Origin of the sequence: Thalassospira sp., from assembly GCF_002709775.1 — a bacterium.
GTDB lineage: Bacteria > Pseudomonadota > Alphaproteobacteria > Rhodospirillales > Thalassospiraceae > Thalassospira.
This window is the reverse complement of sequence record NZ_PAQR01000063.1, coordinates 26009-33557: the sequence shown is the minus strand read 5'-3', so window position 1 is coordinate 33557 and position 7549 is coordinate 26009. Positions and strand designations below refer to the sequence as shown.

The 7549-nt window shown below is 57.0% G+C and carries 5 protein-coding genes and 1 pseudogene; 1 reads left to right on the top strand and 5 read right to left on the bottom strand.

What is annotated here, in order from left to right:
* The 3 genes and pseudogenes from CMO10_RS19000 to CMO10_RS18990 all read right to left on the bottom strand — a co-directional run.
* Positions 1 to 672: pseudogene (locus tag CMO10_RS19000) on the bottom strand (glucans biosynthesis glucosyltransferase MdoH); the annotation flags it as partial.
* Between the two features lie 56 nt (positions 673 to 728).
* The gene (locus CMO10_RS18995) at positions 729 to 2486 is read right to left on the bottom strand and encodes an OpgD/OpgG family glucan biosynthesis protein (protein ID WP_297024925.1); all 1758 of its coding nucleotides are present in this window, start codon (positions 2484 to 2486) and stop codon (positions 729 to 731) included.
* A 236-nt stretch (positions 2487 to 2722) separates the two neighbouring features.
* Positions 2723 to 3616, bottom strand: a complete 894-nt coding sequence (locus tag CMO10_RS18990) for a cupin domain-containing protein (RefSeq protein WP_297024923.1) — start codon at positions 3614 to 3616, stop codon at positions 2723 to 2725.
* Between the two features lie 118 nt (positions 3617 to 3734).
* Here CMO10_RS18990 and CMO10_RS18985 point away from each other — a divergent pair, with 118 nt between their 5' ends.
* Complete coding sequence (locus CMO10_RS18985; protein ID WP_297024922.1) at positions 3735 to 4274, top strand: YHS domain-containing (seleno)protein; 540 nt, start codon at positions 3735 to 3737, stop codon at positions 4272 to 4274.
* A 132-nt stretch (positions 4275 to 4406) separates the two neighbouring features.
* Here the strand turns inward: CMO10_RS18985 and CMO10_RS18980 are convergent, their stop codons facing one another.
* A complete protein-coding gene (locus tag CMO10_RS18980; RefSeq protein WP_297024921.1) occupies positions 4407 to 6005 on the bottom strand; it encodes a gamma-glutamyltransferase family protein in 1599 nt (532 codons plus the stop codon).
* A gap of 15 nt (positions 6006 to 6020) precedes the next feature.
* Positions 6021 to 7547 carry a tripartite tricarboxylate transporter permease gene (locus CMO10_RS18975; protein WP_297024919.1) on the bottom strand — a complete coding sequence of 509 codons (1527 nt, stop codon included), beginning with the start codon at positions 7545 to 7547 and terminating at the stop codon, positions 6021 to 6023.
* Between the last annotated feature and the right edge of the window lie 2 nt (positions 7548 to 7549).

Genomic DNA, 7549 nt, shown 5'->3' with positions numbered 1-7549 from the left:
GTCAAAGACGATCATGTGATCGTAATTCGCCGCATAGGTCTCGCAGAATTCCTTGAGGTTGCCGGACTTGCGTTCGGTGTTTTCCGCCCGGCGGCGGAAGAATATCTTGCCGCGCGCATTCAGATCCGCGCACGCCTTGGCCCATGCCATTTCCTCGGCAATCCAGATGTCGGGATCGCGGGTATCAGACAACACAAAGAAATGAAACGCATCAAGCTCGCCGGTCGCCGCCAGACTTTCATAGCTTGCGCGCAATCCGGCAAAAACGCGGTTGGGATCTTCGTTATAGACCGGGATCACCACAACGTTCTTTGACCGCAGGCGACCCTTGCGCGCGATGGGTTTCAGGCGTTTGAGCGTAATCGCATCAAGCTTCAAGCCACGCAACACCAACCCGACAATGCCGGTAAAGAACGAAAGCGAAATCCAGGCAAAGTTGATGGTAAAGAACGCCACCACGACCATTTCCATGATGGTCAGTTGATCTGCGCCCAAAACATCGGTCATCAGCCACGCGGCATAGGCGGTGGCTGCAATCGACGCCCCGAACAGGAAAAACCGCCGCGACCCGACACCGGGTCCGCGCAGCTTGACCGTCGGATCGCAAAACGCGTCATCTGGTCCGTCTGCAGGGGCGGTCCCTTTGGCTGGTGTGTTGGCAGCTTCTGTCATCTGGCTTATCCGGCGTTATCTGTTTCTGGCTATCGCTGGCATTTGATCGCAAAGGATCAGAATGCCCACGGCATGGTCCAGGTCTCGCTCAGGACCTTGTCCTGATAGAGGATGAAGGCGCGAAGGTTGCTTGAGGTGGCATCACTGGTATTGACCAGATCAAAGATCACGCGCACGCCGCCATTTTCCGGATCGGGCAGAATGCGAATGTTGCGAACCTCGCCCTCGGACGCGCTGATATCAGCACGCAGGTTCTTGGCATCCTTGGTGAAATAATCCAGATCACCACCGGCAAAGTTCAAGACAAACCGTGTGCCGGCCTGATCTTCATTGCCTTGGGCGGCCAGTCGCTGAATACGGGTATCGGTGGCCTGTGCCATGCCATGAAGGCCGGTGCCATCACGCGTTGCGGTGACGCTATAGGCGACCTGCATTTCCCCACCGGCAGCCGGCTTGGTTTCAGGCACCCAATAGGCGACGATATTGTCGTTGGTTTCCGACGGGCTCGGGATTTCGACCAGTTCGATATGGCCCTTGCCCCATTTGCCCTTCGGCGTCACCCAATAGCCCGGCTGCTGATCAAAACGTTTTTCCAGGTCCTGATAATGATCGAAATTACGATCGCGCTGCAAAAGACCAAACCCGATCGGGTTTTCATCCAAAAACGAGCTCATCTGCAGGTTTTCGGGATTATCCAACGGACGCCACAGCCATTCGCCACGCCCGTTATTGATCAGAAGCCCGTCGCTGGAATGCACTTCGCCGCGATAATCATCAAAGAAACGGCGGCGCTGTTCGCCAAACAGGAACATCCCGTTAAGCGGTGCAATGCCGATCTTTTCCACGCGATCACGGAAGAACAGATGGGCCTTGATATCGGCCTGACTGCGTGTGCCCGGCGTAATATCAAACTGATAGGCGCCGGTGATACGTGCGCTGTCGAGAAGCGCATAGACTGTGATGGTCTCGCTACCATCCGCGGGCTCGACAATCCAGAATTCACGGAAAACCGGGATTTCTTCACCTGTCGGACCGGCAAGGTCGACCGCAAGACCACGCGCCATCTGACCAATCGACTGGCCCTGCCCCTGCAGGCGGAAATAGGACGCGCCAAGGAAACGGGTCAGTTCATCAGTACTTGTGACGTCTGATAACGGATAGCGCAGGCGGAACCCGGCATAGTTCTGGGTGGAAAAATCATTGCCCGACAGGCCGGTCTTGCCGAAATCAAACAATCCGGCAGAGAACGGAATGACCTGTACTTCGCCGCCTCGCACCAGATTGATGGTCACCGGCACGTCATACATCGTGCCCGGATGGAACAGCTCCAGACTGAAATCGGTTTCGGCCGGGTTAAAGAAGGCGCGCTGCGACTTGAATCGGATCTGTGCGTATTCTTCCGCACTCAAGTCCGAAAGCGCTTCGGGCAATTCGCGATGCGGATTTTCAAACGGCTGGGTCGCCAGATTGCGCGCAAGATCCGTCACCATCGCCGGATCAAACATCACGGGTTTGGAAACATTGGCCTGTTTGGGTGTATCAGATGCATCTGCTGGCACAACATCGGCTGCCACGTCTTCTGCGGGCGCCTCATCACCAGTTGCTTCGCTATCCGCGACCGGGGCCGTCTGTGCGGTTTCCGCAGGTGCTTCTAAAGGCGAAGGTGCCTCGCTGCTTGTCGCGGCCGGTGCTGGCGCATTTTCCTGTGCATGGATGGTTGCGGCCCCGCCAATCATGATCAGCGAGGATGCCACAGCACCCAAAAGAACACGTCTGAAGGGCAGCTTCATGTGCTGCTGAAAATGTTGCGTCATGCTTCTATCTGCTACCAACCGTTGGATTTTTCCGAAATTATTGGTTGCTGTTGTGCACAGAAAACAGGGCAGGAATGTGTCGTGATCAGGGTAAGAATCCGCAAAGCCACAACTGACAAGTTGCCCGAAAGGATTGCTTTAATCCCGGACATGTCATTGGCAAAGCGTCATTTTTGCATAGGCCGCAACGGAAAAACGCCGTGAAGAACCGCTTGACGGAAACGTAAAACCGGTTGTCAAACTGCCGATTGAAACGCGCCGCTTTCCGCGCTGGAATCGGCAATCAATTCACGCGGCGAAACCTTGTGGCGCTGCTGAATGGCACGTGCCAGTGCCGTGGTGCTGCGATAGCCGACCTGACTTGCCACCGCCTGCAGTCTTTTGCCTTCACGCAACAGGCCAAAGGCCAGATCAAGGCGGATGGTTTGCAGGAAATCACCGGGCGATGTGCCCAGCAAATCACGAAAGCGGGCGGCAAAGCTCGCCCGTGACATGCCCGCAGTTTCGGCTTGGCGTTCGATCGACCAGTTTTCACCCGGCTTCTGATGAAGTTCACCCACCACGCGCGCAATTCGCGGGTCCCGCAGGGCGGCAAGAATACCCGGCCTTACAAGGTTCTGCGCCTGACAATGGCGCAACACCATCAATAACAACAGATCGACCAGAAGATTGATCGCGGTGCGCTGTCCGGGCTGCAGGCCCTGTGATTCCGAAAACAGCTGGCCCGTGATGGCTTCTAGGCCCGGGATCTCGTCGAAAGGCAGCACCAGATATTCCGGCAGGCCAAGCTTGGCCGGGCTCAACCCTGTATCGGGGAAATCCAGATTGGCACAGACAACCTCGGATCCATGTTCAGGCGTGTCGATATCGTGGGGCACAGGACTGCCAAACAGGACAACACCCGGTCGATCCAGAAGAACCTGTTCACGCCCGTCAAACAGAACGCGCATGGCGCCACGTTGCAGGACATGCAGCATGCCCTGCTGTTGCGATGGCAGATCCACCCGCCCCTGATGATGGCTGCTGCCGCAATGGGTTCCAGCAAAGATCACATCACCGCGCGGGTGATTTCCGGCGAACAGATCAGACAGGACATCCTTCTCAGACGAATTGCGTGCTTCCTCAGACAACAAGTCACTTCTCCGACGGTAGTCTGTTTTCAGATTTCAAGACGACCTCTTGATGAACCAGTTCCGTGATCGCCTGCCAGTAAACACCAAGTGATCACCCCGTGAAGGAGATGAAAAGATGACCAAACGTTATAGCTTCTTGCGTTCCGCTGCCCTGGCTGCTGTCCTGGGTATTTCCGCAGTCGGCAGCATTGTTGCCACCACCGCACCGGCAAATGCCGCACAGGAAGTCAACATTGTCGATGGCTACGCCCTGCAGGGTTTCGACCCGGTTGCCTACTTCACCGTTGGCGCCCCGACCCCGGGTAACTCTGAGTTCAAGGCCGAACATGGCGGCGCGACCTATCGCTTTGCCAGCGCTGAAAACCGCGACCTGTTTAATGCCAACCCGGAAAAATATGCGCCGCAATATGGCGGGTTCTGCGCCTTTGGTGCGGCAATGGGTCGTAAATTCGGTGCCGATCCTCAGGCATGGCGCATCGTTGACGACAAGCTCTATCTGAACCTGAACAAAGAAATCCAGACCCGCTGGGTTGCCGATATCCCGGGCTTCATTCGTGGTGCTGACCACAACTGGGACATCATCGAGTCGATCGAAGACGCGAAACTGGCTGACGAGAAAATGGCGCCCAAAGGTCTGACCATCGGCGCACAATAATCCCGATCTCGGGATGACCTAATCCGGGTCCCTCCCTGGCTCCCTGTTGCCCGGTATGACAATGGCCGGCCCGTATGAACGGGTCGGCCATTTGTCTTTTGATCTGCGAAATTTGCGCGAAAGGGCGCGCGATCAGTATCCGACCGCACAACCATCCTTGCGCGGATCGGAACCTGCGACATAACCGGCATCGGTTTTGGCAATCAGCTGCGCGCCGCCAAACCCGAAATTGGTGCTGTCAGGGGTTTCAACCTTGATCACATGGCCCTTGGCCTTGAGCGCATCAATCACATCCGCCCCGACCGAGGTTTCGACCGCAACATTCAGCCCGGAAAGCGCCTGCCAGCGCGGGGCATCAGCCGCGGTTTGCGGATCCTGCCCCCAAAGCTGTGTGCGAAGCGTCATCTGCAGATGCCCCTGTGCCTGCATCGGACCGCCCATGACGCCAAAGCTCATGACCGGATTGCCATCAAGGCCCATCAGGAAGGCCGGAATGATCGTCTGGAACGGACGTTTGCCACCCTTGACCAGGTTCGGGTGACCATCTTTCAGGCTAAAGCCGTGACCACGGTTCTGCAGGCTGATCGAGGTGCCCGGCACCACAACGCCAGAGCCAAAGCCCATATAGTTCGACTGAATGAACGACACCATCATGCCGTTTTCATCCGCCGCACTGACATAGACCGTGCCACCATGTTTGGGGGCCCCGGCCTTGAAGTCCTGCGCCTTGTTGGCATCAATCAGGGCTGCACGCGATTTCAGATAATCGTCAGACAGCAGATGCTCGACCGTGACATCGGTCATGTAATCAAGGTCGGCAACGTATTCGCGCATATCGGCAAAGGCCAGTTTCATCGCCTCGATCTCAAGATGAAGCGCCTCGACCGAATCCGGTTCGTAATCGGTAATGTTGGTGTGGCGCAGGATGCCGAGTGCGATCAGGGCCGAAATCCCCTGCCCGTTTGGCGGAATTTCATGCAGCTTCACATTGCCAAAGGCCTGCGAAATCGTGCCAACCCAATCGGCCTTGTGATTACCAAGGTCTTCTTCGGAAAGTGCTGCACCATGTTCCTTGGCAAAGGCGGCAATCTTGCTTGCCAGTTTGCCGCGATAGAAGCTCTCGCCCTTGGTTTCGGCAATATCGATCAGGCTTTCGGCAGCAGCCTTGTTGACAAACAACTCGCCCGCCTTGGGTGCCTTGCCACCGGGCAGGAACGCCTCGGCAAAGCCCGGCTGCTTGCCCAGCAAATCTCCACCCTTTTCCCAAAGGGTGGCAATGATCGGCGATACCGCAAAGCCACGGGTCGCATATTCAATGGCCGGCTCGAACAGCTTTTCGAACGGCAATTTGCCAAACTTGTCGGAAATTTCACGCCATGCAGAAACCGCACCCGGCGTGGTAACAGCTTCCCAACCCCGCTGTGGCATGGTGTCAGCCCCGGCAAAGCGTTCCGGGTTCCAGGCAGCCGGCGCACGGCCAGATGCATTCAAACCATGCAGTTCCTTGCCATCCCAGATGATAGCATAGGCGTCTGAGCCAAGCCCGTTACCAGTTGGCTCAACCACGGTCAGCGCAATGGCAGATGCCAATGCCGCATCGGCGGCATTACCACCCGCCAGCAACATGCGAAGACCGGCCTGGGCTGCAAGCGGCTGGGATGTTGAAACCATATTGCGCGCCAAAACCGGCGACCGGCGTGAGGCATAAAGCGCGTCGTGACGAAGTTTCATGGAAGTCTCCTAATCCTAATCGCCGTCTTGTTCATCGGTGGCAGGACGGTCTTTTTTGCGCATCTTCAGGACCGAACGGACACTGAAGATGACAGAAAGCAGGGCAGCCGCCAGCAGAACGGCGGAAATCGGACGGGTAAAGAAGACCGTCCAGTCGCCGTCACTCATCAGCGCACGACGCAGGTTGGTCTCGGCGATCGGGCCCAGAATGACCCCCAGCACCAGCGGTGCCAGCGGATAATCAATTGACTTCAATCCATAGCCGACAAGGCCAATCGCGCCGAGCAGATAAAGATCGGTCACCCGGTTATTGAGCGCAAAGGCCCCGATCACGCAACAGATCATCACGGTCGGCACAATGAACTGCTTGGGAATGTCAGTCACGCGCAGGAACAGGCGCATCGACAAAACACAAACAACCAGCATCATCAGCGACGCAACAACCATGGCGACAAACATGCCATAGGCCAGATCGGCATTATCCATGATCAGACGCGGACCAACCGAAATGCCATGCACCATAAGGGCGGCCATCAGGATGGCATCAACCGCCGATCCCGGAATACCCAGTGCAATCATCGGAATAAGACCACCACCGGCCGTGGCAGAGTTCCCGGCTTCGGACGCGATCACACCATCCGGGTTGCCTTTACCGAACTCCTCGGGATTCTTCGAACTCCGTTTGGCCTGATCATAGGCCAGAAGGTTGGCAATCGATCCACCGGCACCTGGAAGCGCACCGATAAACACGCCGACCAGCGATGACCGCACCAGATTGACCGGATGCATCAGAACTTCGCGCATGACAGCCCAGGTCTTGAATTCGATCACATCGGGGATAAGCGCATCGCTGCTATTGCCCTTGCCATGATCCTCGACCTCGCCCATCAGCTGGCTGATCGCAAAGATCCCGATCAGGACAACAAGGAACGGCAGGCCCGGGGTCAGGATGGCGGAGTCAAACGTCAGACGCGGCTGGCCCATCATCGGATCGGGACCAATGGTCGCAAGACCCAGACCAATCACCCCGGCAATCAGACCGCGCATCAGCGAATTGCCCACAAGGCTTGCCACAATGGTCAGTGCAAAGACGATCAGCGAGAAATATTCCCACGGACCCAGCTTGACCGCGATCATCGCAAGCGGCGGGGCGGCAAGGATCAGAACGATGGTAGAAATGACAGTCCCGAAGAAGGACGACCAGACCCCGAGCGAAAGCGCACGCCCCGGCTCACCACCGCGCGCCATCGGATAGGCGTCAAAGGTGGTTGCGACCGAACTTGGCGTACCGGGAATCCCCAGAAGCGCGGCACTGATCAGACCGCCGGTATAGCCGCCGACATAAACCGACAGCATCACCGAAACCCCCTGCAACGGACCCATGGTAAAGGTCAGCGGCAAGGTCAGAATGATCGCCATGGTGACGGTGAAGCCCGGAATTGCAGCCGCCACGATCCCGGCGACGGAACCGATCAGCATGTAAATCAGGGTATCGAATGCGAAAACCTGATGTGCACCGGCAAGAAATGCATCCAACATCATCG